At 67.2% G+C, this 24230-nt stretch carries 31 protein-coding genes and 1 tRNA gene; 10 read left to right on the top strand and 22 right to left on the bottom strand.

Going from position 1 to position 24230, the window contains the following annotated elements:
• The 18 genes from ABIC25_RS10830 to ABIC25_RS10745 form a co-directional block, all read right to left on the bottom strand.
• Positions 1-1050 (bottom strand): hypothetical protein, encoded by a 1050-nt coding sequence (locus ABIC25_RS10830; RefSeq protein ID WP_354561393.1) that lies wholly within the window; start codon positions 1048-1050, stop codon positions 1-3.
• 411 nt (positions 1051-1461) lie between these two features.
• The gene (locus ABIC25_RS10825; protein WP_354561392.1) at positions 1462-2034 is read right to left on the bottom strand and encodes a type II toxin-antitoxin system VapC family toxin; all 573 of its coding nucleotides are present in this window, start codon (positions 2032-2034) and stop codon (positions 1462-1464) included.
• A complete protein-coding gene (locus ABIC25_RS10820) occupies positions 2027-2839 on the bottom strand; it encodes a hypothetical protein (RefSeq protein ID WP_354561390.1) in 813 nt (270 codons plus the stop codon). Before ABIC25_RS10820 ends, ABIC25_RS10825 begins: the two co-directional genes overlap by 8 nt.
• Before the next feature lie 134 nt (positions 2840-2973).
• Positions 2974-3684: a hypothetical protein gene (locus tag ABIC25_RS10815; protein ID WP_354561388.1), complete on the bottom strand. Its 711-nt coding sequence runs from the start codon at positions 3682-3684 to the stop codon at positions 2974-2976.
• Between the two features lie 203 nt (positions 3685-3887).
• Entirely contained in the window at positions 3888-5255 is a 1368-nt protein-coding gene (locus ABIC25_RS10810; protein ID WP_354561387.1) for a major capsid protein, read from the bottom strand.
• Between the two features lie 13 nt (positions 5256-5268).
• Positions 5269-5646 carry a capsid cement protein gene (locus ABIC25_RS10805; RefSeq protein ID WP_354561385.1) on the bottom strand — a complete coding sequence of 126 codons (378 nt, stop codon included), beginning with the start codon at positions 5644-5646 and terminating at the stop codon, positions 5269-5271.
• Entirely contained in the window at positions 5647-6186 is a 540-nt protein-coding gene (locus ABIC25_RS10800) for a hypothetical protein (protein WP_354561384.1), read from the bottom strand. It lies immediately after the preceding gene.
• Between the two features lie 44 nt (positions 6187-6230).
• Positions 6231-6680 (bottom strand): helix-turn-helix domain-containing protein, encoded by a 450-nt coding sequence (locus ABIC25_RS10795; protein ID WP_354561383.1) that lies wholly within the window; start codon positions 6678-6680, stop codon positions 6231-6233.
• On the bottom strand, positions 6667-6954 hold the full coding sequence (locus tag ABIC25_RS10790; RefSeq protein ID WP_354561382.1) for a hypothetical protein: 288 nt from the start codon (positions 6952-6954) through the stop codon (positions 6667-6669). Before ABIC25_RS10790 ends, ABIC25_RS10795 begins: the two co-directional genes overlap by 14 nt.
• Entirely contained in the window at positions 6951-7112 is a 162-nt protein-coding gene (locus ABIC25_RS10785; RefSeq protein WP_354561380.1) for a hypothetical protein, read from the bottom strand. The genes ABIC25_RS10790 and ABIC25_RS10785 overlap by 4 nt, the downstream gene beginning before the upstream one ends.
• Before the next feature lie 124 nt (positions 7113-7236).
• Entirely contained in the window at positions 7237-7488 is a 252-nt protein-coding gene (locus ABIC25_RS10780) for a hypothetical protein (RefSeq protein ID WP_354561379.1), read from the bottom strand.
• Complete coding sequence (locus ABIC25_RS10775; RefSeq protein WP_354561378.1) at positions 7485-7865, bottom strand: 2EXR domain-containing protein; 381 nt, start codon at positions 7863-7865, stop codon at positions 7485-7487. Before ABIC25_RS10775 ends, ABIC25_RS10780 begins: the two co-directional genes overlap by 4 nt.
• Positions 7862-8068 (bottom strand): hypothetical protein, encoded by a 207-nt coding sequence (locus ABIC25_RS10770; RefSeq protein ID WP_354561377.1) that lies wholly within the window; start codon positions 8066-8068, stop codon positions 7862-7864. The genes ABIC25_RS10775 and ABIC25_RS10770 overlap by 4 nt, the downstream gene beginning before the upstream one ends.
• Positions 8069-8395: 327 nt before the next feature.
• Positions 8396-8782, bottom strand: coding sequence for a helix-turn-helix domain-containing protein (locus ABIC25_RS10765; RefSeq protein WP_354561376.1), 387 nt, complete (start codon positions 8780-8782; stop codon positions 8396-8398).
• Between the two features lie 175 nt (positions 8783-8957).
• Positions 8958-9434 carry a hypothetical protein gene (locus tag ABIC25_RS10760; RefSeq protein ID WP_354561375.1) on the bottom strand — a complete coding sequence of 159 codons (477 nt, stop codon included), beginning with the start codon at positions 9432-9434 and terminating at the stop codon, positions 8958-8960.
• The gene (locus ABIC25_RS10755) at positions 9431-9646 is read right to left on the bottom strand and encodes a hypothetical protein (RefSeq protein ID WP_354561373.1); all 216 of its coding nucleotides are present in this window, start codon (positions 9644-9646) and stop codon (positions 9431-9433) included. Before ABIC25_RS10755 ends, ABIC25_RS10760 begins: the two co-directional genes overlap by 4 nt.
• Positions 9646-10104, bottom strand: coding sequence for a hypothetical protein (locus tag ABIC25_RS10750; protein ID WP_354561372.1), 459 nt, complete (start codon positions 10102-10104; stop codon positions 9646-9648). Before ABIC25_RS10750 ends, ABIC25_RS10755 begins: the two co-directional genes overlap by 1 nt.
• Positions 10101-10301: a helix-turn-helix domain-containing protein gene (locus tag ABIC25_RS10745; protein WP_317736518.1), complete on the bottom strand. Its 201-nt coding sequence runs from the start codon at positions 10299-10301 to the stop codon at positions 10101-10103. Before ABIC25_RS10745 ends, ABIC25_RS10750 begins: the two co-directional genes overlap by 4 nt.
• A 111-nt stretch (positions 10302-10412) precedes the next feature.
• Between ABIC25_RS10745 and ABIC25_RS10740 the strand changes: the two genes are divergently transcribed.
• Both ABIC25_RS10740 and ABIC25_RS10735 read left to right on the top strand, forming a co-directional pair.
• Positions 10413-10991 (top strand): hypothetical protein, encoded by a 579-nt coding sequence (locus tag ABIC25_RS10740; protein ID WP_354561371.1) that lies wholly within the window; start codon positions 10413-10415, stop codon positions 10989-10991.
• Positions 10978-12132, top strand: a complete 1155-nt coding sequence (locus ABIC25_RS10735; protein WP_354561369.1) for a tyrosine-type recombinase/integrase — start codon at positions 10978-10980, stop codon at positions 12130-12132. The genes ABIC25_RS10740 and ABIC25_RS10735 overlap by 14 nt, the downstream gene beginning before the upstream one ends.
• An 80-nt stretch (positions 12133-12212) precedes the next feature.
• Here the strand turns inward: ABIC25_RS10735 and ABIC25_RS10730 are convergent.
• The 3 genes from ABIC25_RS10730 to ABIC25_RS10720 form a co-directional block, all read right to left on the bottom strand.
• A tRNA-Thr gene (locus tag ABIC25_RS10730) sits at positions 12213-12285 on the bottom strand.
• A gap of 100 nt (positions 12286-12385) precedes the next feature.
• Positions 12386-13237 (bottom strand): esterase/lipase family protein, encoded by an 852-nt coding sequence (locus tag ABIC25_RS10725; protein ID WP_354561368.1) that lies wholly within the window; start codon positions 13235-13237, stop codon positions 12386-12388.
• Between the two features lie 47 nt (positions 13238-13284).
• Entirely contained in the window at positions 13285-13866 is a 582-nt protein-coding gene (locus ABIC25_RS10720) for a hypothetical protein (protein ID WP_354561367.1), read from the bottom strand.
• 220 nt (positions 13867-14086) lie between these two features.
• Here ABIC25_RS10720 and ABIC25_RS10715 point away from each other — a divergent pair, with 220 nt between their 5' ends.
• From ABIC25_RS10715 to ABIC25_RS10690, 6 genes are all read left to right on the top strand, one after another.
• Positions 14087-14965, top strand: coding sequence for a DUF8176 domain-containing protein (locus ABIC25_RS10715; protein WP_354561365.1), 879 nt, complete (start codon positions 14087-14089; stop codon positions 14963-14965).
• 44 nt (positions 14966-15009) lie between these two features.
• Positions 15010-16221, top strand: coding sequence for a hypothetical protein (locus ABIC25_RS10710; protein ID WP_354561364.1), 1212 nt, complete (start codon positions 15010-15012; stop codon positions 16219-16221).
• A gap of 674 nt (positions 16222-16895) precedes the next feature.
• Positions 16896-18065, top strand: coding sequence for a hypothetical protein (locus ABIC25_RS10705; protein ID WP_354561662.1), 1170 nt, complete (start codon positions 16896-16898; stop codon positions 18063-18065).
• Between the two features lie 646 nt (positions 18066-18711).
• A complete protein-coding gene (locus tag ABIC25_RS10700) occupies positions 18712-19197 on the top strand; it encodes an enoyl-CoA hydratase (RefSeq protein WP_354561362.1) in 486 nt (161 codons plus the stop codon).
• Positions 19198-19203: 6 nt separating this feature from the next.
• On the top strand, positions 19204-19911 hold the full coding sequence (locus tag ABIC25_RS10695) for a hypothetical protein (protein ID WP_354561361.1): 708 nt from the start codon (positions 19204-19206) through the stop codon (positions 19909-19911).
• A 50-nt stretch (positions 19912-19961) separates the two neighbouring features.
• Complete coding sequence (locus ABIC25_RS10690; protein ID WP_354561360.1) at positions 19962-20633, top strand: 4a-hydroxytetrahydrobiopterin dehydratase; 672 nt, start codon at positions 19962-19964, stop codon at positions 20631-20633.
• A 91-nt stretch (positions 20634-20724) separates the two neighbouring features.
• On the opposite strand, the gene ABIC25_RS10685 is transcribed toward ABIC25_RS10690, so the two are convergent.
• Positions 20725-21921: an NAD(P)-dependent malic enzyme gene (locus tag ABIC25_RS10685; protein WP_033204498.1), complete on the bottom strand. Its 1197-nt coding sequence runs from the start codon at positions 21919-21921 to the stop codon at positions 20725-20727.
• A 268-nt stretch (positions 21922-22189) separates the two neighbouring features.
• Between ABIC25_RS10685 and ABIC25_RS10680 the strand changes: the two genes are divergently transcribed.
• Together ABIC25_RS10680 and ABIC25_RS10675 are read left to right on the top strand one after the other, a co-directional pair.
• Positions 22190-22855 carry a GntR family transcriptional regulator gene (locus ABIC25_RS10680; RefSeq protein ID WP_354561660.1) on the top strand — a complete coding sequence of 222 codons (666 nt, stop codon included), beginning with the start codon at positions 22190-22192 and terminating at the stop codon, positions 22853-22855.
• Positions 22852-24114: an MFS transporter gene (locus tag ABIC25_RS10675; protein WP_354561359.1), complete on the top strand. Its 1263-nt coding sequence runs from the start codon at positions 22852-22854 to the stop codon at positions 24112-24114. Before ABIC25_RS10680 ends, ABIC25_RS10675 begins: the two co-directional genes overlap by 4 nt.
• Positions 24115-24230: the final 116 nt, after the last annotated feature.

Here is a 24230-nt window from a genome sequence, read left to right as displayed (position 1 = left end):
CTAGGCGGTGGAATCCGCCGACTCGCTGCCGGAATTGTCGCCATCGGAACGGTCACTCGAGTCGGAGTCGTGGTCCGATCCCGAACCGCTGCCACCCGCCGGATCTCCCGACCCCGGGTCGCCGGACTCACCGGGCCGGCTGTCGTCGACCTGCTCACCCGACTGCGAGTCGGTATCGGGGTCGGCGCCACCGTCCTCGCGCTCGGTCGGCGTGTCCGCACTGCTGTCGACATCGGTGTCGTGCACCGTCTCTCGATCCACCCGCCGTGGTTCCACTTCTCCCCGAGGCGACTCGACATCGGAACCCCCGTCAGAGGAGGTCTCGGTCTCGCGAGTCCCGGTGTTCGGCTCGATGGGCCGGCCGCGCGGCGGTTCCGTGGTGCCCGACTCGCCGCGGGGGTCGGGATCGGTGCGTGGCGTCTCGACAGGCGAGTCGGTTCGCGGGGTACCGCTGTCTCGACCCAGTGACTTCAGGAGCGCGGAGACGAGCGGGATGGTCTCGAGCCAGACCCGGATGCTCCACGGCCCCCGCGGATCCGACACCAGGACGATGACCGGTCCATCGGTGTCGGTCGGAGGTGGAGGCGTCAGGCTGGTGTTGCCGTCGGTCTCGCCCGGGCCGCCGGAGGCCTGGGGGTCGCCGGTGTAGACGACGAACGGGCTGTTCGCGTCCAGTCCGGCGATGACGGTCATCACCGCCAAGTTCTGTTGCACCGCACGCTCTTTGGTCTCGTCGTCGAGCTCCGTCGACAACACGGTGCGGGTCATGGGGCCGCTGGCGATGATCGGACCGACTGACTGCGGGTGGTCGATGACCAGTATCCGAGGCGCGCCGGCGACAGGCAGTTCGCGCGCGATGGCCGCGCCGGGGTCGGTCGGCAGCGATACGGCAGGCGTGTGCGGCGTGGTGTTCACGACGACGGACGGCGGGGCCGGGTTCGGGCCGAGCAGGGTGGTGAGTTGCTGCGCAGCGACCTGGACAGTGGCGGGTGCGGCGAGGGCGTGGACCAGGGTGGTGGCGTTGATCGACGCGACTGCCGTCGGGATCACCGTGAAAAGCGAAAGTGCGGCGAGAGTGAGGGAGGTGCCGGCGACACCCGGGGGTCGTCGAAGAGGACCGCCGCCGTCGTTGTCGACGGCGCGGTGCGTCCCGCGCCGATGTGATGCCACCCCTGGGCCCCCTCTTTTGTCGATCAGATAGTAGACGACGCACGGGTGGCATGGTGTCGTCTGAATGACGCAAATCGGGACATCTGCGCGATTGTGCTGCCCGAAGGGGGCGAGGAGTGGCTGCGCCATGCGGCGCAACCGGGTCGAGACGAGATGGAGCCGCCCAGGGGAATCGAACCCCTGACCTATTCACTGAGAACCGCCGAGTCAGGTAGGACGTCGAGGTTCGCTCATTCCGGTTATCGCTGGTCGATCGGCTGTGACCGTCACGTGTGGAACGGACTGAGTGAGCTATTCCGGTGGTTTGCGTGCCCTAGACGTGTCCGCAGCCTCGGTTTCGAGCTCAGCGAGCTCGTCCTCAAGGGTCACCTCCCAGACGATGCGCGGCCGCATCACGTTGACGCCTTCGACCTCCATTCCGAGCGGGAAGCCTTCGTCGTGGGTGAGGAGAAAGCTGCACCCGAGGCGCACCGCGGCCGCGAGGTGGGTGGCATCGGCCCCACCCAGCTTCTTCTCGGGGTCGAACCGATGAGGGTGCCAGACGCGCGCGAGTCTCGCGGCATCATCTGCAAGAAAGCGGTCTACGTCGGTCCAGAGAGTGGACCGTGCTGTAAACCAACCGCGGACCAGATCGTGGACGGACTGGTCGCCGTTTCGATAGTCGCCGAGGCACATGACCTCGGCCTGAACTAACGCCGAAGCTGCAAGGACGATGCGGTCCGCGTTGACGGCGTCGAAAATTGCCTTCGCGATCTTCCATCGTTTCTCGCCGGTGTCTTTGTGCTTCTCGCCGTTCCTGCCGATGAGATCGCAGTACACGTTCGTGTCGACGTACACGATCGGCGGAGCCGACGCCCTAGTCATTGCGCATCTTCGCGATCGCGTCGTCGACCGACTCGTTCTCGAACCAAGACGCTCCCGCACCCAGAAGGCTTTCGGTAGTCGGCCGGCCGCTGTTGTCCTCGGGCATCGGTTCGAGTCGATCGACGTCCATTCGAATCGCCTGGCCTCGTCCGTTGCGCCGGATCTTGCCGCCCAGGATGAACCTGTGGCGCCACGATTCTCGCGCGGTTTCGGCCAGCTTCTCGGTCATCTCACCCTCGATCGCGGTCTGGTTGCGCTCATCCCTGATAGAGAGTCGTACTCTCCCCTTGCGCACCTCGCGGACCCCGAAGACCCGGCCAGTCACCGTGCCATAGGAGATGCTGAAGGGCTGCACCGCACGGGTCGCGTTGTCGTGCACGAGATCTGAAAGCTCGACCGAGGGCCCTCGCGTCCCGTTGTACATGGCCACCGACACGGTCTGAACACCGCTCTTCGGAACCGCAAGATGGGCCATACGCGTGACGGTGTGCGGACGGAAAAGCCGAGGCACCGTAGCGACCTGTGCGAGCGTTTCGGCGCCCTCGACGAACGCTTCAGCCGGCACCAGCATGTCCGCGACCCCGCGGCCGTTGGGGACGTTGCTCGCCTCGAGACGGACGACCAGTCTGTTCGACTTCTGATCCAGCGAAGCCAATACCCACGTCGCTCGCGCGGCACGTGCGAGATAGACCTGGTCGATCTCGCGCAGGGAGCGCACGACCTCGTCGAGAGTGTGCGTAAACCGCATGACCTGCGCACGCTCTCGTCCCTGGTGGAAGGTGACTTCCAGCCCTGACGTCGCCATGCGGACACCGTAGCGGCTGGCGGTGACGGTTTCGCATCGAATATGCACAAGGAACCGTGGGGCGCGCAAAAAATATTCCTGACTCACCGGCCAGTCAGGCGTCGGCCCCCGTCGGATATTTGGTGGGGGTGGGGTCAGCGCCGGCGGTTCTTCCGCTTCTTCCTCCCGTTGCGGCTCGGGACGGTGATCCGGCGTTCTTCGAGGGTGCCGAAGTTCGCCGTTCCGAGCACCTTCAAGAGCCCGGATCCGCTGATGTTGTCGACCCAGTCGGGGTTCGTACTCGCCGGGAGGATGGCGTAGTGGACGGCGCAGTGTTGGACGCGGGCGGTCCCCCAGGGGTCGTAGGGCATGCCTTCGGCGCACACCCCCCACGCGGAGACGTAGGTGAGGATCGGGATGTTCTGTAGGTCGCCGATGCGGGTGTGGGCTCGGTCGTCGACGCGCGTGCGCCACTCGTGGTCGTTGAAGAGCTCGACGAGGTCCTCGAGGTCGCGCACGACGCAGTAGCCGCAGGTGCAGTCGGGGTCGGGCACTTCGTGGTCGGCGCCGGCCGCGTGTTGACGTTGCCGGCCGTACCAGCCGGCGAGGTCGGCCTCGGTTCGGCACTCTGCGGGCAGCGATTCGAACATCGGCTGGCCGTCGAGCGCCGAGGTGAGCTTGGCCTCGGCGAGTCCCCATTGATCGGACTTCGCCAGGAGCCACCACAGGCGCCAGCCCACGATGGCGTCCGCCCTGTCGATGTGGCCGAGGTCGTCGAGGTCGCGCGACCACATGCGCATCCGATTGTGGGGAGGGTCCGGAATTCGTGCCGAGAACCGGCGGCCGTCGGACAGGAGGATGGGCACGGCAGGTCCTCTCGCGGGTGTCGTCGATGTGCCGAGGCCCCCGGGCTGGGAGGGTCCGGGGGCCTCGGGTTGTCGGCGCTGGCCGGTCTTCGAGTTGGAAAGTCCACTGGCGGGACGGGACTCTCGCGGCCATGCATTCCCCTGGGTGGCTGGAACTGGAGCGTTACGGCCGTCGGGGTGAGTTTGACGCCGAGGTCTGTCGGTCAGCGGAACCAGGCGGCTTCCTCGATGGGTTCGCCGTCGGCGCCTTGGCCGTGGCCGATCTCGGAGAGCGGTACGGCGGTCTCGTTGGGCACGCTGGCGAGGACGTCGGCCATGCCGGGGTCGGCGGTGATGAGGTCGACCCAGTGCTTGCGGCGGCCGACGGTGATCTTGCCGTGCTGGATGGCGTCGTCGACCTGGCCCTCGATCTTCGCCTTGGCAGCTGCAGCCTTGATCTGGCGGCCTTCGGCGGCGTCGTTGCGCAGCGCGGTGAGGGTGTCAGCGTCGATCGCTTCGAGTCCGAGACGCTTCGCCGCGGCGGCAATCTCGGACGGCTTCGCGTCGTCGCCTGCCTCGACGGCCTGCTTGGCGAGGTCGTCGATGACGGCGAGGATCGCCTCGACGTCGCTGGTGTCGGCGGGTGCGCCGATCAGTTCGAGCAGCCGGGTGGTCTGCTCGTCGGTGAAGGTGATGGTCATGGCGGGTGCCCCTCTCAGGCAGCGAGTCCGACGATCTTCTTGGCGGCGAATGGGCGGTCGACGGCGAACGCGGGCACCGCGTAGCTCTGCACCCACTTCGAGCGGGTCGAGCGGTCGTCCCACACCTCGGTGGTCAGCGGCGCCTCGAAACCGACGGTGCCGACTTCGCCGGCCTCGACGGCCCAGGCGACGCCTGGCCTCGACGCGCGGGTTCGAGAACAGCTTCACGCCGGCCGATTTGAGCATCGCGTCGAGACCTTCGCCGTACGCGGTGCGCAGGCTGTGGGCCTCGTTGGGGTGCACGACGAGCAGGTTGTGGGTGACGCCGAGTTCCTCGAGGTCGGCTTCGAGCTGCGCGGCGGACAGGTCGGCGGTGGGCCGCGCGATCGACGGGGTGAGGTCGGCCTCGGGTCCGACGATCACCAGCGTCGCCCAGTTGTTCCCGACGATCGACTCGATAGCGGCGTCGGCGACGGCTTCCATCGCGGCGGTGTCGAGCTTGCGGGCGATCGTGTTGGAGAGCTGGGTGGTCTGCTGGTCGAGGTAGTTCGTGTCGTTGCGGCGGACGACCTCGTCGGGGACCTGGAACTTGCCGCCCCAGTCCTCGACGGTCGCGAGTTTCGGCTCGGGGTCGACACCCTCGACGACCTTGTATTCGTTACCGGGAGAACGCTTCTCGATGTTCGAGGTGTAGAAGTCGCTCGCCTTGATGACGCTGTAGAGCATGCCGCCACCGGTGACCGGCGCGCCGAGGGCGTGGAAGAACTTCGGCAGGAGGATCTGGTCGTCGGCGAGCTTCGCGATCTGGTTGCGGATGACGTTCGGCGTCCTGAGTGCGGTGTCGACGGTGAGTCGGCGGCCGTTGAGTTCGGGGATCAGTGCGTTGGGCATCGGTGGTCTCCTGTCAGATCAGCGCGATTTCGGCGTCGGTTCCCGACGCGGCGGCGGTGACGGCGTAGCCGACGGCCACCCCGCTGGTCTTGGTGATGGCCTGGCCGGCGGTGCCGACCTCGACGTCGGCGCCGGCGGCGATGTTCGCGGCGGCCCGGACGAGGACGACGCCGTCGCGGGCGACGCCGACGAGCTCACCCGTGTTGGCGTCGTGCTTGGCGACGCCGAACGAGCGGCCGGCGGCGGTGGCGTGCGCAACGGCGAGGTTCCCGCCGGTGACGCGGCTACCGGAGATGCCGACGAATCGGCGGGCGGTCACCGCGGCCGTGGCCTCGGCGGTGACGTCGGCCCCGGGCGCGTACACGCGGGGGTTGGCGATGGTGGTCGACATTCAGGGCGCCTTTCGGGTGGCGCGGCGGCGTCGGGCGGCCGCGACGAGGACGGTGTGGGTGTTCCTGGCAGGCGTTCGGGGGCGCAGCGTGATCCGCGCGGTCGAGGCAGCGACGAGGTCCTGCAACGAGGTGAGGGTGTCGATGCCGGGGGCGGTGGCGCCCAGGAGCGCGACGCCGGTCAGCACCAGCGGCCACGTCCGGCCGTCGGCGGCCCGGAATCCCTGCAGCGCTTCGACGGACCGGTCGGGGTAGTGCATCGGCGCCGCGGCGGCCAGCCACGCCGGCATGACGAGGTCCCCGACGAGGGTGTCGCCGCCGTGGGCCAGCCGCAGGTTCTCGATGTGCCCGAATGCGGGCTGGCCGTCGAACCGGTCGTCGACGTGTCCGAGCTTGATCACGGGCTTGCGCAGGACGCCGGCGCGGTGCGCCTCGACGGCCGAGCGTAGGTCCTCGCGAGTGACGGTCCAGTCGCCGGTCGAGATGCCCCATTCACCGACCTTCGCGAGCTCGACATCGCGGATCCGCTCGACCTCACCCACGGTGCGCCCCGGCAATTCTGGGGTCGCGCGCAAAAAAATCCCACTCACCGGGGAGTGGCGCGCGAGGCCCCCCTTTCAAGACTTTGGGGGGTGGGGTGGCCGCGTTGGTCGGCGCGGGCGACGACGGCAGCCGCCGCAAATAGCCACCGCCCGCCGGCTTGTGTAGCCGGTAGCGTCCCCCGGCGCGCGAGGTCGCGGGCGCCGTCGGGTGAGATCCCGAGGATTGCCGCGGCGCGGGCGGTGTCGATGAGCTCATATCCGAGGTGTACACCCGAATCTGGTTGCGGCGCTACTTCTCTCGCGTGGACGCGAGTGTTGGACGTTGAAACGCGAGTGTTTGCGCGAGACAGGCGGTGTCGGAGGTCGTCGAGCTTGGCGGTCGGTTGTGAGCCGCGTTCGGCCAGGACCTCGACGAACACGTCGAGCGCTTCGGCCAGGACCCGGGCCTCGTCGACGCCCAGCAGGACACCGGTGATGGGTTCAATCGTCGGCATTCGGGATCCCGGTCAGGAGGAGGAGGTGTTGGCGTAGGAGGTCGGGTCCGCCGTCGCGGCCGACGCGTTCGAGCGCCCACCACAGCGTGCCGACGATCTCGGCGATGGTTGCGTGCTCGACGAGCGCGAGGTCGGCGATCGCTTCGTTGTAGCCGACGTTCTGGCGTTCGTAGCCGTGCAGCACCGCCATGACGACGGCACGTTCGATGCGCCGTTCGCGGTGGACGACCGCGAGGTCGCGCTCGGGGAAGTCGTCCGGGGCGTGTTCGTTCACGTGGGGTCTCCTTCTGCGGCGTCGACGAGCTGGTCGGCGAGGTCGAGGGCTTCGTGGTCGGTCATCGAGACGAGCAGCGATCCCACTCGGAACTGGATCGGCCGGTCGGCGTCGACTCGGCGGACCCGGGCGGGCGCGGTGTGGCCGTGGACTCTCACGACTCATCTACTTCCGACGTCGTGGTCTTTTCGGTGACGCCACCGAAAAGCTCTGGGGCGCTCTCGAAAGGTCCCCGGCGCCGGTGACCTTTTTCCCGGCGCCGGGAAAAAGGTGGCTCCGCCCTCACGACGGTTCTCCGTCGCTGCGGCCGAAGTCGCGCAACCACGCGGGTAGGTCCTCGACGCCGAGGGTCGCGGCGAGCGCGGTGGCCAGTAGCAGCGTGTCGAACAGGCTGCGCGCCCACATCGCTGCTTCGGTCTCGGCGTCGAGCGTCTTCAGCAGCGCTCGTGCGTCGTCGCGCCGGTCCTCGGCCAGGAGCGCGACGAGCGACAGGTGCACGCGGGTCAGCTCGTCCGCGGTGATGATGGGACTCATCGGCAAACCTCCCGATGGGACGGGCACGCTGTGCCGGGTTCGGCCACGCGAGCGCGGCACGGACGGCCGGCGGTGGTCGGTCGACCACAGCGCAGCGCCGATCCCCAGATCCGGTCTCGGATCTCGGCAGGGAGCCGGCCGCGGTTCTCGTGGTCGGGCTTCGGGTTTCCGTGGTCGACAGCTGCGCCGATGTGGGCCGTCTGGACGATCCAGAGCTGGCGGTCGCCGAACCCGTCGACGCTTTCGGCGACCTCGACGCCGGGGGCGCCGTACGGGCCGAGGGGTACGCGGGTGTGCGGGTCGAGCAGACGGCAGCACAGGCCATGAGGGTGGCACTGGTGCTCGTCCTGGTGCCGGCGGTCGGTGGGGTGGTTCATCGCGGGTCTCCTGGGCGGGGTTCGGGTGTGCAGTCGGCGACGTCGGCGAGCTGCCGGAGGTGGGGCCGGCACTGCAGGCACGGGCGGGGATGGTCGGCGTCGCGGCCGCCGATCCAGCCGGCGTCACAGGCGGGGTCGTGGGCGGGCAGCGTCGGGCCCTCGTCGTCGATCGGTTCGCCGGTCCGGTCGAGTCGGGGAGTCATTGCACGCCGCCGATCTTGCGCGCGACGCAACGTCCCCCGAAAACGCAACCACTCGTTGGTCTATGGATGGTCTTAGTGGTTGGTCTGGTTGGTCGTGCGACACAGCTATGTCGGTCAGAACGGTCACCGGTGTCGGTTAGAAAACGCCAGATGTCGGTTAGAACGGTCCCCGGTGTCGGTTGGAAGCCGCCCGGGATCGTATTTCTAAGCGACACAATCGTGTCGGTTAGAAAGCCGGTTCTGAGCGACACCCGTGTCAGTTGGAATCCGTTTCTAGGCGACACCCGTGTCGTCTGGAAAGCCGGTTCTGAACGACACCCGTGTCGCCTAGACATCGCCGCCGCCGATCCGTCGGCCGTCCGGATCAAGTTGGCAGCGATCGAGCACGTCGTCCGGAATCGTGAGTCGATACTCGTTCGGTTCGCCACCGTGGCGCCGCGCGCCCTGGCGCACAAGCTCGATCAGTCCGTGACCGTGCAGTGTCCTCATGGCCCGGTTGATGGTCCGATCAGAGACGCCAGCTTCGAGCGCGACGCGGATAACCGACGGCCGCACGCCTTCGCCGCGGCCGTCGGCGTACGTCGCGAGAATCATCGCGACGAGCTTCACTGTCTGCGGCATACCGATCCGCTTGACCCAGCGCTCCCACTGATACCTGCCGATGCCGGCGCGGCCGTGCTCGTTGAACACGAGGGCGTCGTAGTCGTCGTTCACCGGTCGCAGGTGCCTTCGTGTCGGCGGGCCTGCCGGATCGTCGTCTGTGAATGGTGTCGGGTCCACACCCGGTCTCCTGTCGTCGGTAGGGATGGGGTGCCCTGCGGTGGCCGGTGGCAGGCCCGAAAGCCCGGCCACCGCAGGGCGGTTCGTCAGGTGATTGCGATCGTGTCGGTCACGGCACTCCCGCGCTACGACGACCGGTCGAGTACTGCTCCGCGGTCGAATCCAGGTGGCCGGGATCGGCGGACTGGACGACCAACGCGTGGTCGGCGTGTGCGGCGGCGTGTCCCGGTTCGTGTCGGTCGGCGACAACCCAGAAGTCCGAGCACCACGAACCGACGGGACGGTTCTTGCACTTGCGGATTCGGCGCCACCGCTCGACGCGGCACTGTGCCGGTCCGCCCCGCCAGTACTCCTCGGCGAGACCGGCAACGACGCGGAATTGCCGCGCTGTGAGGTGCTTCTCGGCTACGACCAGGACGCGGCCGTCGTCCCACACCTTGATCCAGCAGGCTGATTTCCAGAGGCGCCCGTCGCGGAACCGGAACACCGGTTCGTCGCCGTCGACGCGGACCTGCACGAAGTCGCGGATCGCGTCGAACGCCGTGGGCCTGACGAGCCGGGTGTGCCACCCTTCGTCGTGAGTCATACGACCACCGCCGTCTGCAGCGTGAGTGCACCGCGGTCGACATCGAGCGCCAGGTCCGCGAGCTCGAGCAGATCGGCGATCGTCTCGGGCTCGATCACGGCGAGCGCGTCGTGCAGGACATCGAGCACGAGGTCGTCGTCGGCCGCCAGAGGTGTAACCGTTCGAACGACGGGGGGTGCGGACTGTCGGCCGGGGCGAGTAGTCTTCCTCATCAGTAGTTCTCTTCCTCTTGGTGGGGGTTGGAAACTCGGGCCTCGGAAAACGGTGTTGGCGCACCGCCGAGGCCGCTTCCATCTCCGGGCCGGTCGGCCCGGGAGTCTTCGGTGGTGATGGCGTCGGCGCGGTCTTCCATCGCCCAGATGTGGTCGCGCAACGCGTCGCGGTCGGCGCCGGCGGGCATCGTCTCCCATTCGCGCCATCCCTCGGCGATCTCGGATTCGAGGTCCGCTCGTTGGCCGTCGTCGATCGCGGCGAACATCGAGTCGAGGTCCATCCCGGACGGGTCTCCTACCTCGACGCGCGAGCTGTCGACGGCCACGCGCGAGGCCTCGGCGTCCGGATCGACCCGCTCGCACGGTCGGGTGAATCGACGGGTACCGACCTCGTCGGCGCCGAGGCCCAGATCGCTGTACTCGTCGAGGCGCTGGTAGCGGTTCACGGTTGAGGTCATGCTGATGCCGCGAGACCGAGAGCAGCCTTCAGTTCGGCCGTCGGGACGACGTACCGCGAACCGACCCGGATCGTGCGGACGGGAAACGTGCCGCTCCGCGCTGCGGCGTACGCGCTGGACTTGCTGACGCCGAGGGCGCGGGCAGCGGTGACGAGGTCGGTGCTGACGCCGAGGGCGGCGATCTCTTCGGGTGTCATGTGATCTCCAATAGTTTGACTGTGATTCGTCAAGGTGCCGTATGAACGACGAGCACACGTCATTCCTAGCACAGTGTCGGCGGTGCGTCTACGACGCTGTAATCTGACGGCATGTCGTCATGGGCAACAGATATGACCAGTCGCGTGGGAGTCGAGATCAAGAGGCTGCGAGGCAAGCGTTCTGCTCAGTGGCTGTCGGACCGAACCGCCGAGCTGGGTTACCCCGTCCCCCGAACGACGATCTCCGAGACTGAAACAGGGCGCCGGAGAGGAACCCTGCCGGTCCAGGAGTTGGTGGTGCTCGCCGCTGCTCTGCAGGTGCCCCCGTTGCAGTTGTTGTATCCCGGTTTGCCCAGCGCGCCAGTCGAATACCTCCCCGGTGGCTCCGTTCGTGCAATCGACGCGGCCCAGATGTTCGCGGGCGAGCTCCCGCAGCCCGGTTCGGGAGATGAGTCAATCGACGTCATGGCGATGGCACGTCGGTGGGCTGAAGCGACGGCGGACCGCGGACAGGCCGCGCGAAAGTTGCTCGACGAGCCGGATATTCGAGACGCCCCCGAAGAGACTCGTGTCGAATTGTTCAGGCGTGCAAAGGATGTTGAGATTGCCGAGCGCTCAATGAGGCAGGCTGACTACCCGTTCTACTGGGGAGTGTCTGCGGAGCAGATGAACGGGGATGACGATGGGTAGGCCGCGCCTCGGGATCGGCACGTACGGCAAGATCACGCGCAGCCAGCTCGGCGACGGTCGTTGGATGGCGCGAGCCCGATACCGCGACTTCGACGGAGTTACCCGTCAGGTGAAGGCCCACGGTACGACCGGCGCGAAAGCCGAAGCGGCGCTGAAAGACGCGATCCGCGAACGACACCGCGCGGCGGGCGGTGACGACCTCACCGCCGACAGCACCGTCGCCGACCTCTTGGACCGCTGGATGGGCGACGTCCGCAACTCGGACCGCTCGCAGTCCACCGTCGAGTACTACGAACGGGCGGTCGAGAAGTTCATCAAGCCCGGTCTCGGCGCGGTCACCCTCCGCGAGTCGACGGTCGGCCAGATCGACCGATTCCTCCGCGCAATCCCGACACCGTCGGGTCAGCGCGACGCCCGGGTCGTCCTGCGGCAGGCGTTCGCACTCGCGGCCCGGTATGACTGCGTCCCGCACAATCCCGTGACAGACGCGTATCGGCCGCCGACGTCCCGCGCGAAACCGAAGGCCCTGACTGTCGACGACGTCCAGGAGTTGCGCCGGCGGATCCGCGCGTGGCAGGACGAACAGCGCCTTGGGCCGAAGCGCGCGCACGACCTCGTCGAGATCGTCGACGTCATGCTGGGCACCGGCGCCCGGATCGGAGAAGTGCTGGCGCTCCGCTGGCAGGACCTCACCGACCTCGACGCCGACCGCGTCGCGGCAACGATCGCCGGCACCGTCGTGACGAGCAAGGGCCGCGGCTGCTACCGACAGGACCGAACGAAGACCGACGCGGGTCGGCGCACCGTGATCCTGCCCCAGTTCGCCGTCGAGGCGCTCAGACGCCAACGCGACCGCGGTATCCCCTCGGCCGAGGGCCTGATCTTCCCGACGCGCACCGGCGCACCGCGATGGCCGGCGAACGTCCGGACCGCGTGGCGGAAAGCCCGCGGCGACGACTACGGGTGGGTGAAGCCGCACAGCTTCCGCAAGACCGTGGGCACGATGGTCGAGCGCGAACTCGGCGTCGGCGCGGCATCGATCCAGCTCGGCCACTCGGGCACAGCGGTCACCGAACGGCACTACGTCGAGCGCGCCATCGACGCCCCCGACACCCGCCACATCCTCGACCGATTGGCCTGATTCCGTGCCGTATTCGTGCCCTAGAAACGACGAAGGCCAGGCGACCGAGTGTGGGAACCCGATCTACCTGGCCTTATCCGAGCCGCCCAGGGGAATCGAACCCCTGACCTATTCATTACGAGTGAATTGCTCTACCGACTGAGCTAGGGCGGCGTGCTACGCGAGGCAGCGCAGACGAGTCTAGCGAGGGTCGGAGAACGAGCAAAACCCGGGTCGTCGACGCAGGTGGAGCTTCCGTCGAAGTGGATGTCGGTCAGCCCGGGAAGTCCGAGCCGCAGACGACGGGCACCCGGTGATCCGGGTCGAGCGCGTTGCGGACCAGCGCCCCGACGGTGGGGGAGTAGGCCATCCCGACATGACCGATCCTCGACGCCGGGCACACATCCTGGACCAGCGTATTGGTGATGTTTGGCCCGGGCGGCATCAAGGTGACCGGGTACGGCGTCGAGATCTCGTCGTATCGCGTCGCGAGATTGACGTACTCGATCGAGGGATGCCTGGGACCCCAATAGCTCTGTCCGGGTGCCCGAGCCGGCAGCCGATCGGTGAGGGAGCCGACGCGCGAGTAGCCGCGGTTGGACGCGGACAGTCCGACGATCGTGCCCACCTGTGCCGCGCGTCCGGGTATCTGGGTGACAAGCTGGGCGATCGCGCCGCCCTGGCTGTGACCGACGAAGTCGATCTGCTTTGCGCCCGTGGCGCTGAGGACCCGCCCGACGAAGTCCGAGACCGTGCGGGCGGACTGCTCCTTGTTCCCCAGCCCGCCGGTGTTGCCACTCCAACTGGTCTGGCCGTAGGTCAGGCTGAACACGCAATATCCCGCGTTCGCCAGCGTGGGCGCGAGGTACGCCCAGTTGGCGCTCTGGTTCATGGCCGTCGCGTGCAGCAGCACGACGGGGTTGCGTCCGTCACGGTCACGGCAGTCGAAGCGATTGGCGCCGGGAGGCGACTCCGACGCCGGGCTCAGATACCGAGAGGCGATGGCAGTCGCCGCGTCGGTCGTGACCGGGAACGGGGCGGCGTGCGCGGTGCCCGCGGCGAGGCACAGAACTGCGGCCACCACCGCGACGAACGCTGACGTGACTCCGGCTCGGATGCGGTCCATGCGGAGGATTGTGGCCGACCGGACGGTAGGGGCACGGCGTTTCGCCTCTACTGGGCGTCGCGACGGCGGAACTCGACGCCACGCGGCGACAATTCGTAACCGACGACGAGGCTGTCGGTCAGTCCGAGCTTCTTGAGCTTGGTGATGTCCTGCTTCAATCCCGCTCTCTCCCGACCGAGTTCGGCCGCAAGGTCGGTCGACACCACCCCTGGGCGGCGGGCGATGGCGTCGAGCACTTCGCGCGTCCACGGTCCGCGATTGGACCGCGCGTCCATGCGATCGAGGCGGCTCCGGATCTCGTCTACGTCGTCGTCGGACAGATCATCATCGGCGCGCAGGGCGATCCGCGGGTCCTCGCCGATACACCGCAGTCCGATCCGGTAGGTCGGGTTCTGGACGTTGACGCACAGGGCGGCGCGCACGTCGTCGGCAGCCTCGTATCCCGCGCGACGTGCGTCGTCGTCCGTGATCCGCTCGGGGTCGACGCGCTGCATCGACGTCACCTCGATCATGTGCTTCAGCGCGATGAAGCTCGAGCCCGGATGTATGCGCGGATCGCCCCATCGCCGGAAGGCGAGGTCGACTGTTCCGTCGGCGACCCCGCGAGCAACTGCGGCCGTGAGAAGCACAGTCGCGACCCTAGCGAGCGGGGCGTTTCGGTGCAGGACCCGAGGTCAGGCGCCCGTGTCACCCTTGTGGATGACAGCTGAGAGGTCCCTGAGAGCTGTTGTAGGGTGACCCGAGGTCAGCGACGGCACTGCCGACGTATTCGGGGGACCCCGTGCGTCGTGCTGTCGTTGAGCGCAACTTCACGACGACACGATCACCGGCCGGGGGGAGGGATCTTTGGTGCCGCCGCGCGCTCCTGCTCTGTGGTTTCCCGACGTCCCGCCGTGGCCTGCCGTCGACGCGACACCCGCCTCCGATCTGGCCGCTCACCTGGCCCGACACCGTTCCGTCGGCCCAGCTCACGCAGCTGCGCAGTCGTCCGGAGTGGCCGTCCTCGAGCGGCCGATTGAGGTTGTCGCGCCGCCGAGCAGGCCGGTGGTCGCCGGGCCGGAAGTCATCACGCCACGCGTCCCCTCGGAGCTCGACGTGTTCCTGGCCGAGGCCGAGAAGTCGGTGCGAGCCAAGCGGAAGACCGGATCGGGTGGGCGCGACGAGAAGTCCCCACGTGTCGGTTCGCCACTGCGAATCGCCGGTGCGGCAGCAGCGATTCTTGTGATTGTGGCCACAGTGTTGGGTGTAGTACTGACCCGCGGTGACGGACCCGAGGCGACGACGGCATCGACGTCGAGCAGCGATGCCACGTCTGCCGGGTTGGCAGCGTCCACATCGCCCGTGGTCCCGGAGCCCGCGTGTACCCAGCGCCCGGTGGGTGCCGGAACCACGGTGTCCGACGGTGACGACGCCGGCAATCAGGAGTCCGGCGCCGGGGCGATCCGTGCCTTCAACCACGCGTATTACGTCCTGCGTTCGGCGAGGGCGGCACGCGCGGTCGCAGCCCCGGGCGCGGTGGCCTCTGAGTACGTCATGCAGCAGTACATCAACCAGCGACCGCTCGGGACCCGGCACTGCTTGACAGTCTCTGACCGCGGACCCGGCGAGTACTCGGTGGTGCTGACCGAATTGCAGCCCGACGCGGCGCCCATTACCTACCGGCAGGTCATCCGCACCACGACCACCGGCGGCAAGTCCTACATCCAGTCCATTCGATCCGTTGAGTGAGTTTCTGCCCGCCACCGCGGGCGTACCAGAGAGGTAGTCGAGTAATGAGTCATGGTCGGGGTCGGCATCGGAAGCGTCGTGTGCCGAGTGGTCCATTGCTGTCGGTGACGTCGGCGGTGGTCGCGGTGTCGATCACCGCCGGCGCCGGGGCGGCGTTTGCGGTGCCGGAGCAGGGTGGGACGAGTCCGGGTGATTCGGCTCCCGGTCAGGGCGGCACGAGTCCGGGTGATGTCTCCCCGGATGGTGGTGCCGGTGCCGAGGCGACTGTCGAGCCGATCGTGGTTCCGGGTCCGGGCAGTATTCCGGGTCCGCCGGTGGAGGCGCCGTATCAGGCGTACACCGCGCCTGGGTCTTATTCGTATGACGAGCCGTACACGCCGTTGATCAACAATCGGGTGGCTCCGCGGGTTGCGCCGCCGGTTCGGCCGATTGCGCCGCCGCCGGAGAAGATTCGTGTGGGCAACTTCGTCACCGACATCCCGCAGGGCATGTCGAAGCGGGATGTGAACTCGATCAATGCGTGGTCGGCGTATGGCGAGGCGAAGATCGCGCAGGGCTTGATCTCTGCTGGTGTTCCGGAGGACGAGGCGACTCGTCGTGCCGCTGCGACGATCATCGGTGTGATGGCCGGTGGTACCGCTGGTGCTGTCGCGCTTGGTATTCCGTCGGCGGTTGTGGGGGCAGTCGTTGGCGCGCCGATTGGTGCTGCAACGGGTGCGCTCATCGGTTCGTCACCCTTCTTCGGGGGCGTGATGGGTTTGACAGGGGCGGCTATCGGAGCCGGTGCAGGTGCCGCGATTGGCGGCATCGGCGCGGGCGCTGCCGGGGCTGCGGTCGGGTTCGCGATCGCCGGGACGGCTGGCGGAGCACTCGCATACGCGCTTGGAGCGGGTGATCCCGGAGCGAACCCAGATGAGCCGTGGCGTCCGAATGGCCCGCGTCACGCGCTTCCGGAGGCAGAACGGCAAAATCAGTTCGAGTTTCATTTATCGGCAGACCATGCACGCCGCTCGGGATTGCCCGCGGTGGACTACGTGGTGAACCACCGTGGCGACGTTGACGCAAAGATCGGAGCCTCAACCTTCAATTGGTCCGGGGTTCAGGCTCGATCGCCATATTCAGTGCTCGGTCCCCACGTTGAGAAGTCGGTCCGTGATTGGACTCGCGCACAATCTGACAGCCTGCAGAATGCATTCCCCGGGAGTGACGTCCTGTGGCCGGCCGAGGGCGGCCACTCTGCGGCCATAAACCACTGAGAAACGGAGCTCTGAAGAAAAAATGAAACGCTTGCTGTGTCTAGCGGTCGCCCTCATCGTGGCGTGCGCGGCTCTGGTCGTCGGAGCTGGGAAGAGCGATGCTGCACCTCAGCTGCCACGCATAGGTATTACTGGCGACACCATGGGAACCTTTGGTGATCATTCCTACTGCAGAGGGGTCCTGCATGTGGGCTTGACTGCCGCCCCATCCAAGCGCGGGGTCGTTCGGGTCACCCTCACGTCTTCCGGCTTCATAGGAAACGGTCCGAGCTGGAAGCGGAAGCCGGTGTGCAAGCTTCTGATCGGCACAGTGCATACGAGCATCGAGGCGTATGCCAAATGGAGCTTCTTCAACGCCGATTTCGGTCCTAGGCGTGGGCAGAAGGTGGTCCACGACATCCGGACCGGGTCCGGTCTTGTTCAGTTCCAGGCCGTCTCGTATGCGCGGAACAACCCCGTTCGCGTCATGCAGTCTTACGGAGTTTCCCACTACATGCTGGTGCCTTAGGTCGAGGCCCGGCTCTCATGATCGGACTTGGCTAGCAAGCAAACGGGGATGAAAGCGCTTCTCGCCGAGTAGGAGAATGGCTTCCGCTATTTCGAGCATGGAACATGCGAAAAAAACCGTACTGTGCTTGGGGTCACCGCGGGCGTACCAGAGAGGTAGTCGAGTAATGAGTCATGGTCGGGGTCGGCATCGGAAGCGTCGTGTGCCGAGTGGTCCGTTGTTGTCGGTGACGTCGGCGGTGGTCGCGGTGTCGATCACCGCGGGCGCGGGGGCGGCGTTTGCGGTGCCGGAGCAGGGTGGGACGAGTCCGGGGGATGTGTCTCCGGATGGTGGTGCCGGGGCTGAGGCGACGGTCGAGCCGGTCGTGGTTCCGGGTCCGGGCAGTATTCCGGGTCCGCCGGTGGAGGCGCCGTATCAGGCGTACACCGCGCCTGGGTCTTATTCGTATGACGAGCCGTACACGCCGTTGATCAACAATCGGGTGGCTCCGCGGGTTGCGCCGCCGGTTCGGCCGATTGCGCCGCCGCCGGAGAAGATTCGTGTGGGCAACTTCGTCACTGACATCCCGCAGGGCATGTCGAAGCGGGATGTGAACTCGATCAATGCGTGGTCGGCGTATGGCGAGGCGAAGATCGCGCAGGGTCTGATCTCTGCTGGTGTTCCGGAGGACGAGGCGACTCGTCGTGCTGCTGCGACGATCATCGGTGTGATGGCCGGTGGTACCGCTGGTGCTGTCGCGCTTGGTATTCCGTCGGCGGTTGTGGGGGCGGGGGTAGGCGCAGGAGTAGGAGCAGGCATCGGACTAGGTGTGGGGTCCGTGCTCGGATTCGTTAACTTGGTTCCCGCGGTTGGAACCGGTGCCGGTATCGGAGCGGCAGTCGGAGGGATCGGCGCGGGCGCCGCGGGCGCGGCGATTGGTCTCGCTATCGGCGGGACTGCCGGCGGAGTCCTCGCCTACGCACTGGGAGCGGGAGACCCCGGAGCGAACCCAGATGAGCCGTGGCGCCAAAAGCGTCCGCGTCACGCACTTCCCGATGCCAGCGGACCGAACCAGTTCGAGTTTCATCTGTCGGCAGATCACGCACGCCGCTCAGGACTGCCTGCGGTGGTCTACGTGGTGAACCACCGTGGCGACGTTGACGCAAAGATCGGAGCCTCGACTTTCAAATGGTCTGGTGTGCAGGCTCGATCGCCGTACGCGGTATTTGGTCCGCACGCTGAGAAGTCGGTTCGTGCCTGGACCCGTTCTCAGTCCGACAGTCTGAAGAACGCGATCCCCGGCGGGGACGTGCTGTGGCCTGCGGAAGCGACGGGCGCTGATAGGCCCGGACTCTAGCGGTTCGGAAATATTCGCTGTCTTGTGGTTATAAAAGGAGAGTAGCGATGGGACGATTGATTGTCGTTTGTTTGGCTGCGCTGATCGCTTCTGCAGCCACCTTTGCAGGGACTGGAAGTTCACAGTCTGCACCACTCCCACTTCAGTTCGCGGTGCTGGGTGACAACTTTGGGACGATCGGGAACCACTCATTTTGCCGCGGAGCTATAAACGTCCGGCTTTCGGTTCCGAAAGGCAAGAAAGGTGTAGTCCGCGTGACTGCAACTTCCCATGGATTCACTGGAGACGGGCCTGGGTGGAGAAGAAATCCAGTGTGCCGCATGGTCCTTGGCACCGAGTTCATCAGCGCACGTGGGTATCTCGTGCCGAAGTACTCCAACGTCGCATTCGGACCAAAACCCGGAACCAGAGTGGTGCAAGACGTGCACACGGGCTCGGGCCCAGTGGCAATTGAGACTCGGACGTATGCGCCCAATAGCGGATTCCGTCAGATCTACTCGCGAGGGGTCAGTTACTACGTTCTCGTTCCCTGAAATCGAGCGTTACAGCCAAAGGTCCTGGGCGAGTTGCATGCCCTTCGACGGGCGCTGCTTGCTGCGAGGCGCGCAATTCCGACGAGAAGCAGAATAGTCCTAGCGACGGAGAGTTGGACGTGAAGAAACTGGCTATTGTGGTTTTGCTGGCCGCATTCGCGGCGGCGATGGTGTCTGGTGTCGGTCAGGCGACTGCTGCGCCGATTCCGAACATCGCGCTCTACGGCAACAACTTGGGCACGATGGGCGACCATTCCTACTGCCGCGGGACCGTCAACGTGACGATCCGTACACCGCAGAACGAGCGTGGCGTTGTCCGGGTCACTGCGCGGTCCAACGGATTTGGTGGTGACGGTGCCAGCTGGAAACGGAATCCGAACTGCCGCGTGCTATTTCAGACGACGTATACGAGCATCCGGGGTTACGCCCTACACAAGTGGGTGCCCGCGACGTTCGGCCCCCGGCCCGGAGCGAAGAAGGTGTGGGATGTCCCGACCGGGTCGGGGCCGGCGACCATCGGCATCACGACCTACGCCATCAACAACCCAGTTCGGACACCGACCGGTGGACTCGTCGGGTTTCACATGCTCGTTCCCTGACCCCAGATGACCGCACCAACCACCCCACGCGACGGCGACCCGCAGGCCTGGGCCGAGCGGGCCGTCGTCGTGTGCGGGACAGCCGGCGGCGTTGGGGCATCGGTTGTTTCGGCGTTGCTTGCCGAGCATCGGGCGTCGTCGACGCTCGGGTTACTCTCATGGTGGGTGGACGCCTCGGGCAACGACTGCGACATCGAGCTGCGATTGCGTGGTTCGGGGAATCAGGAACTGCTCCGCACGGCGTCGGGGACCGGCCTCTGGCTCCCGCCCGATGATGCGACGGCCACCGACGCCGTCGTCGAAACGTGGCGGCAGGGCGCGGTTCCCGTCGTCGACGCCGGCGCGCACCCGCTCACGCTGCTGCCCGAGCTCGCCGAAGACGACCTCCCGAATCTCACACCGGTACTCGTCATCGCGGCGCGGCCCGACCTGCTCAACCGCGCCCGCGTCGTCTTCGCCGAATGGGACCGGGCAGGCGTACTCGAAAAGACGATCGTCGTCATCTCCTCGCAGTTGCCGACCACCCACGACGACGGACTCGCCGACATGCTGGTCAATGTGGTGTCCGGGGCAGTCGGCGGCGTGATCGGCCTCGACTACGACCCCGTCATCGGCGCGGGTACCGCCCTCGATCACGATGCGCGTCGCGGGTGCCTCCCGGCGACGCACCAAGCGATCGCAACACTCGCCGCGGCGACCACCAACAGAAGCTGAACCGCGCGCACCCTTTCGTAAAGCCGATGAAGCGGGCAGCATGGGGCGGTATGACCGGCTCAACCCGCTCACCGCTCACCACCGCCCAGGCTGCCGAGATGGTGGCCGATCCCTGGCGCGTCATCGCCGACAGGCTGGCCGCCGCCTACAACACCGGCTCGATGGTGCGCGGCGGTGAGTTCGTCGCGAAGATCATCGACGCCGCCGAGGAAGCGAACCACCACCCCGACATCGATCTGCGTTACGGGACAGTGCATCTCGTGCTCACCACGCACAGTGCGCATCAGCTCACCGAAGCCGATGTCGCACTGGCGAACCGGATCACCGGCATCGCCGCCGACCTCGGCCTCGAACCGGCCTCCGCACCCGTCACGCAGTTCAACCTGGCCATCGACGCCCTTGACATCCCGGCCATCCGGCCGTTTTGGAAAGCAGTGCTGGGCTACGGCGACGCCACCGAGCGCGAACCCGTAGACCTCGTCGACCCGGCAGGCCGACTGCCCAGCGTCTGGTTCCAGCAGATGGACGAGCCGCGCCCGCAACGCAACCGCATGCACGTCGACCTGTGGATTCCGACCGACGAACTCTACGAGCGTCTGCAAGCGGCGATCACCGCCGGCGGACAACTGCTCACCGACCAGTACGCCCCGGCCTTCTGGGTGCTTGCCGACGCGGAAGGCAACGAGGTGTGCCTGTGCACCTGGCAGGACCAGAACTATTGAGCACTCTCTGACCAATGGACCTCAACTCGACTGCCAGACTTCGATCGAAGTCTGGCAGTCGAGTTGAGGTCTGGCAGTCAGTGCCGAGCGACTACGAGCAGTGCCCCTCCGCGCGGGCGACCTCGGCGACAGCAGCCGCGACGGCCGGGGCGACCCGGTCGTCGAGCGGGCTGGGCACGATGCGATCGGCGCGCAGGTCGTCGGCGACGACCGAGAAGATCGCCTCTGCCGCAGCGATTTTCATGCCCTCGCTGATGCGGCGTGCGCCCGCGTCGAGGGCACCCTTGAAGACGCCGGGGAACGCGAGCACGTTGTTGATCTGGTTCGGGAAGTCGCTGCGGCCGGTCGCGACGATCGCGGCGTACTTGGCCGCGGCCTCCGGATGGATCTCCGGGTCGGGGTTCGACAGCGCGAAGACGATCGAATCGTCGTTCATCGACGCGATGAGCTCTTCGGGGATGAGACCCGCCGACACACCGATGAAGACGTCGGCTCCGGCGAGTGCCTCGACCGCGCCGCCGGTCAGCCCGCGCGGGTTGGTGCGGGAGGCCAGTTCGCTCTTCGACTCGTTCAGTCCGTCCCGTCCCTGGGACACGATGCCCTTGGAGTCCAGCACCACGACGTCGGAGATACCCACTGCCAGAAGGATGTTCGCGCAGGCGACGCCCGCGGCGCCGGCGCCCGAGATCACGACCTTCAGGCCGGCGAGGTCGCGGCCGAGGTGCGTCGTCGCACCCTTGAGGGCGGCCAGGACGACGATCGCGGTGCCGTGCTGGTCGTCGTGCATGACCGGGCAGTCGAGGGCTTCGATGACGCGACGTTCGATCTCGAAGCAGCGGGGCGCGGAGATGTCTTCGAGGTTCACGGCGCCGAAGCTCGGACGCAGCCGGATGAGGGTCTCGACGATCTCGTCGGGGTCCTGGGTGTCGAGGACGATCGGGATCGAGTTGAGTCCGGCGAAGCTGCGGAAGAGTGCGGACTTGCCCTCCATGACCGGCAGCGAAGCGCGCGGTCCGATGTCGCCGAGTCCCAGAACTGCCGATCCGTCGCTGACGACGGCCACCAGCCGGTCGGTCCACGTGTACTTGTTCACCAGGGTGGCGTCGGTGTCGATCGCGCGCGACACCTGGGCCACGCCCGGGGTGTAGGCGATCGACAGGTCGCGCTGCGTGTCGATGGGTGCGCGCAACTCCACCGAGAGCTTGCCGCCGACGTGCGCCAAGAAGATCTCTTCATCGGTGATGGGGTGATCGGCGATCGTGGGTTCGGTGTAGGGGGTCTCACCCATACGTGTGTCCTCCGTGCTCGTCACGGGTCCTCCTGGAATGCCGCGAAATATGCGGGTTGCATCGTCTCGCCGGCCACGCTGCCCGCGAGCTAGAAGTGATCCGCATCGACGCGAGCGGGTGGACTCAGCGGACGCGGGTCGGGCTCGTGTGAGCGGGGTGACGCTCGTTACGGCCGGATTAAGTGTCTCACCGTCTGGGATTGTGCCGATAGGTGGGTCGGGCCAGGTAGACCACACAATGGTCATTGGTAAGGTACAACTTGTGTCTATGTTGCATGCGACCACCGAATCTGCTGCTGAGCGGGTATACGCCGAGGTCAAAGAGCAAATACTCACAAACGAGATTGCCGGCGGTGAGCTGATCAGCGAGGGCGAGATCGCTGCGAGGTGCTCTGTGAGCCGCACTCCGGTGCGCGAGGCATTCCTGCGTCTGGAGACAGAGGGCTGGATGCGCCTCTACCCCAAGCGCGGGGCGCTCGTGGTGCCGATCGGCGAGCGCGAGATCCGGGACGTCGTCGACGCTCGGCTCCTCCTCGAACGGCACGCGGTCCAGTCGGTGGTCGCGCGCCCGGCCGCGACCGCCGCACTCGTGCGGAGTCTGCGCGACAACCTGACCGCGCATCGCAGAGCAGACGCCGCTGACATCCGGCAGTTCGCGCGGATCGACGCCGAGTTCCATCAGCTGATCGCCGCAGCCGGCGACAATCCGTTGCTCTCCGACTTCTACACGACGTTGGGGGAGCGCCATCGTCGGATGACGACGGCCTCGGTCCACCGGGACGCCGCCGTCGCCGCCCGAATCCTCGACGACCACCTCGCGCTCCTCGACGCCGTCGAGTCCGCCGATGCCGACCGCTTCGACGAGCTGCTCGCCGGCCACCTCGTCGCGGTCCACGATCTACCCGGACACGACCTCCCCGGGGCACGGGCGTGAGCGCCGGCCGCGCGCGCTTCGGATGGCCCGCCGTCGCGCTCGCCGTGTTCGCCACCGCGTGGGGCGGCAACGAGTTCACGCCGCTGCTGGTGATGTACCGCCAGATCACCGATCTGTCACCGGTGGTCGTCGACGCGCTGCTGTTCGCCTACGTGCTGGGCATCGTGCCCGCTCTGCTGATCGGTGGTCCGCTGTCGGACCGGCTGGGTCGACGACCACTCATGCTGCCCGCCCCGCTGTTCGCGGCCGTCGGTTCGGGCCTGCTGGCCGCAGGATCGGAGTCGGTGGCGCTGCTCACCGCAGGGCGCGTGTGCAGCGGGATCGCGCTGGGTCTGTCGATGGCTGTCGGCGGGAGCTGGATCAAGGAGCTCTCCGACCGCGACGGCGCGCGGACCGGGGCCGGTGCCGGTCGCGCGGCGATGAGCCTCACCGCCGGTTTCGGCGTCGGGGCGGGAGTGGCCGGTGTGCTCGCGCAATGGGGACCCTGGCCGCACGTCCTGCCCTATCTGATCAACATCGGCGTCGCGGTCGTGGCGGCGAACCTGATCGTGCTGGTGCCGGAAACGCGTGCCCGGCAGGCTTCTCCGGGGCGTCTGCGCGACGACCTGCGCATCCCGTCCGCAGGTCATCGTCGTTTCCTGGTCGTCGTGATGCCGCTCGCACCCTGGGTGTTCGGTGCCGCGGCGTCGGGCTATGCGATCGTCCCCGCCCTCATGTCCGCGCGCACCGCGGGAGCGCCGATCGCGTTCGCCGGCCTGTGCTGCGTGGTCGGTCTGACCGCCGGTTTCGGCATCCAGTCGCTGGGGCGGCGGATCGACCGGCCGGGGAGTATCCGCGGAGTCGTCGTCGCCCTGGTGGTGCTCGTGGTCGGAATGGTCCTGGCGGCGGTGGCCGCCCACGTGCTGACCGTCTGGGTCGCGCTCCTGGCGTCGACGGTGCTCGGCTGTGGCTACGGCATGGCGATGATCGCCGGTCTCCTGGAGGTGCAGCGCATCGCCGGCCCCGACGACCTCGCCGGTCTCACGGCGGTCTACTACGGCGTGACCTACCTGGGCTTCGCCGTGCCTGCGGTGCTGGCGTGGATCTCGGAGACGTGGGTGGGGATCTCGTATCCGATGATGTTCGGGTTCGGGGCCGTCGCCGCCGTCGTGTGCTTGGCGGTGACACTCGTCGGGCATCGACGCCACGGGCCGGACGCCGCGGTCGACCCGCATGCCCCGCTCGCGACCGCAGACCTCGGGGCCGCCCGGGCGCGGTGACCCGGCACCGCCGCGCAACCACCCGGTACCCTGCTGGGAGTTTGGTCGGCCACCGCAGGCGGTGTGGTCGACGGTGCGACGGGGAGTGCAGCGGGTGAGTGTGGAAAGGCGCGGGC

It is taken from the genome of Gordonia sp. PvP123, from assembly GCF_040547295.1.
GTDB classification, from domain to species: domain Bacteria; phylum Actinomycetota; class Actinomycetes; order Mycobacteriales; family Mycobacteriaceae; genus Gordonia; species Gordonia terrae.
This window is presented reverse-complemented; position numbering and strand designations above follow the sequence as displayed.

What these genes read in the sequence shown, in the direction of transcription:
- ABIC25_RS10825 (WP_354561392.1), bottom strand. Translation starts at nt 2,034, where the DNA reads ATGACTAGGGCGTCGGCTCCGCCGATCGTGTACGTCGACACGAACGTG.
- ABIC25_RS10820 (WP_354561390.1), bottom strand. Translation starts at nt 2,839, where the DNA reads ATGGCGACGTCAGGGCTGGAAGTCACCTTCCACCAGGGACGAGAGCGT.
- ABIC25_RS10810 (WP_354561387.1), bottom strand. Translation starts at nt 5,255, where the DNA reads ATGCCCAACGCACTGATCCCCGAACTCAACGGCCGCCGACTCACCGTC.
- ABIC25_RS10805 (WP_354561385.1), bottom strand. Translation starts at nt 5,646, where the DNA reads ATGTCGACCACCATCGCCAACCCCCGCGTGTACGCGCCCGGGGCCGAC.
- ABIC25_RS10795 (WP_354561383.1), bottom strand. Translation starts at nt 6,680, where the DNA reads ATGCCGACGATTGAACCCATCACCGGTGTCCTGCTGGGCGTCGACGAG.
- ABIC25_RS10780 (WP_354561379.1), bottom strand. Translation starts at nt 7,488, where the DNA reads ATGAGTCCCATCATCACCGCGGACGAGCTGACCCGCGTGCACCTGTCG.
- ABIC25_RS10775 (WP_354561378.1), bottom strand. Translation starts at nt 7,865, where the DNA reads ATGAACCACCCCACCGACCGCCGGCACCAGGACGAGCACCAGTGCCAC.
- ABIC25_RS10770 (WP_354561377.1), bottom strand. Translation starts at nt 8,068, where the DNA reads ATGACTCCCCGACTCGACCGGACCGGCGAACCGATCGACGACGAGGGC.
- ABIC25_RS10760 (WP_354561375.1), bottom strand. Translation starts at nt 9,434, where the DNA reads ATGACTCACGACGAAGGGTGGCACACCCGGCTCGTCAGGCCCACGGCG.
- ABIC25_RS10755 (WP_354561373.1), bottom strand. Translation starts at nt 9,646, where the DNA reads ATGAGGAAGACTACTCGCCCCGGCCGACAGTCCGCACCCCCCGTCGTT.
- ABIC25_RS10750 (WP_354561372.1), bottom strand. Translation starts at nt 10,104, where the DNA reads ATGACCTCAACCGTGAACCGCTACCAGCGCCTCGACGAGTACAGCGAT.
- ABIC25_RS10745 (WP_317736518.1), bottom strand. Translation starts at nt 10,301, where the DNA reads ATGACACCCGAAGAGATCGCCGCCCTCGGCGTCAGCACCGACCTCGTC.
- ABIC25_RS10740 (WP_354561371.1), top strand. Translation starts at nt 10,413, where the DNA reads ATGTCGTCATGGGCAACAGATATGACCAGTCGCGTGGGAGTCGAGATC.
- ABIC25_RS10735 (WP_354561369.1), top strand. Translation starts at nt 10,978, where the DNA reads ATGACGATGGGTAGGCCGCGCCTCGGGATCGGCACGTACGGCAAGATC.
- ABIC25_RS10725 (WP_354561368.1), bottom strand. Translation starts at nt 13,237, where the DNA reads ATGGACCGCATCCGAGCCGGAGTCACGTCAGCGTTCGTCGCGGTGGTG.
- ABIC25_RS10710 (WP_354561364.1), top strand. Translation starts at nt 15,010, where the DNA reads ATGAGTCATGGTCGGGGTCGGCATCGGAAGCGTCGTGTGCCGAGTGGT.
- ABIC25_RS10705 (WP_354561662.1), top strand. Translation starts at nt 16,896, where the DNA reads ATGAGTCATGGTCGGGGTCGGCATCGGAAGCGTCGTGTGCCGAGTGGT.
- ABIC25_RS10695 (WP_354561361.1), top strand. Translation starts at nt 19,204, where the DNA reads ATGACCGCACCAACCACCCCACGCGACGGCGACCCGCAGGCCTGGGCC.
- ABIC25_RS10690 (WP_354561360.1), top strand. Translation starts at nt 19,962, where the DNA reads ATGACCGGCTCAACCCGCTCACCGCTCACCACCGCCCAGGCTGCCGAG.
- ABIC25_RS10685 (WP_033204498.1), bottom strand. Translation starts at nt 21,921, where the DNA reads ATGGGTGAGACCCCCTACACCGAACCCACGATCGCCGATCACCCCATC.
- ABIC25_RS10680 (WP_354561660.1), top strand. Translation starts at nt 22,190, where the DNA reads ATGTTGCATGCGACCACCGAATCTGCTGCTGAGCGGGTATACGCCGAG.